The following is a 1,307-nucleotide window of genomic DNA, read 5'->3' on the forward strand; positions in this document are numbered from 1 at the left end:
CCCCGGCACGCCAACCCGCACCGTCCGCCACCCTCTCTTTGGAGGGTGGCCCTACGCCAGTGAGGGTTCCGCCATGACCAACCGCACCGCCATCCATCCCCGCCTGCACGCCCTGATCGGCGACATCGCCACCGACGTTCCCGAAGACCTCGCGCGCGAGATCGAGTGCGCACTGAAGGAGCAGCAGATCCCGCCATCGCAGCCGATGTTCTTCACCTTCCTTGATGCGATACGCAAGGGAGATGGCGAAGACGGCCAGCCGTGCACCACGCAGACACTCAACGCGCAGACTCTTGCCTCCCTCGGCCGTTCACTGTCCGCACTGAACGCCGTGCTCGATCTTCTGCACTCGGCAGAGCACGCACGCGTGGATGGAAGTACCGACGAGCAGATCGGCGACTTCCATCGAAACGGTCTGCTGCTGGCCGCACGCCAGATCGCGCGTGCCGCGCACACAGGCCTTGGCGATGCGATCACAGCCGTGGGAAAGGAGCCCGGTTGAATCACGGGCAACAAAAAAGCCCCCATCGCTGGAGGCTTTTTTCGTTCTGCAACATGGTGGGCGGTACAGGGATCGAACCTGTGACCCTTGCCGTGTGAAGGCAATGCTCTACCGCTGAGCTAACCGCCCGGTGTGTTGCTGAGCCGCTCATTATAGGGCGGTTTTTCAGGGCGTCAACACCTTTTCACATCGTGTTTCCCCGCTCATTTCCCCGAATCAGCCAGGCATGGCCTGGCTCTACCGGGAGGGGCAATCCGCCCACATCACATCGTATGCGTCGGCTTGTCCGAACCGGTCAGGCCGGCCAGGATCGTCTCGATCTTGTGCCGCACCGTCTCGCCTTCCTGCCCGTCCGCCAACTGCACGCCGATGCCGGCCGTGCGGTTGCCCTGCGCGCCGGCCGGGGTCACCCAGATCACCTTGCCGGCCACCGGCAGGCGCTCGCTGGAATCAGGCAGGGTCAGCAGCAGGAACACCTCATCGCCCAGGAAGTAACGCTTGGGCGTGGGCACGAAGATGCCGCCATTCTTCACGAACGGCATGTACGCGCTGTACAGCGCGGCTTTGTCTTTCACGGCCAGGGACAGGATGCCCTGGCGGGCGTTGCTGGCACTCATCGATTTCCCCTTGCGGCAGGCCGCTCGTTCACCTTGTTCCAGGCCAGCAGCAACTCGACCACCGCAAGGTCTGCGCGCACGGTGGTGCGCAGCAGGTCGCGGGTGCGGTTGGCCGCATCGAACCAGGCTGCAAGCTTGTGCAATCGCTCCGGCGTGGTCAAGGCATCGGTGCTGGCCTGGGCCAGCAC

2 protein-coding genes, 1 tRNA gene and 1 pseudogene are annotated in these 1,307 nt (G+C 64.2%); 1 reads left to right on the forward strand and 3 read right to left on the reverse strand.

Translation table 11 applies throughout. From position 1 onward, the window contains the following. Positions 1 to 73: 73 nt before the first annotated feature. Entirely contained in the window at positions 74 to 502 is a 429-nt protein-coding gene (locus DBR20_RS11585; RefSeq protein ID WP_108266270.1) for a hypothetical protein, read from the forward strand. Positions 503 to 556: 54 nt separating this feature from the next. On the opposite strand, the gene DBR20_RS11590 is transcribed toward DBR20_RS11585, so the two are convergent. The 3 genes and pseudogenes from DBR20_RS11590 to DBR20_RS23030 all read right to left on the reverse strand — a co-directional run. Next, positions 557 to 631: transfer RNA gene (locus tag DBR20_RS11590), tRNA-Val, on the reverse strand. Between the two features lie 134 nt (positions 632 to 765). After that, the gene (locus DBR20_RS11595; RefSeq protein ID WP_025874071.1) at positions 766 to 1,119 is read right to left on the reverse strand and encodes a PilZ domain-containing protein; all 354 of its coding nucleotides are present in this window, start codon (positions 1,117 to 1,119) and stop codon (positions 766 to 768) included. Further along, positions 1,116 to 1,307 (reverse strand): annotated as a pseudogene (locus DBR20_RS23030) (DNA polymerase III subunit delta'); the annotation flags it as partial. The pseudogene DBR20_RS23030 and the gene DBR20_RS11595, both read right to left, overlap by 4 nt.

The organism is Stenotrophomonas sp. HMWF023, assembly GCF_003060985.1.
GTDB lineage: Bacteria > Pseudomonadota > Gammaproteobacteria > Xanthomonadales > Xanthomonadaceae > Stenotrophomonas > Stenotrophomonas lactitubi.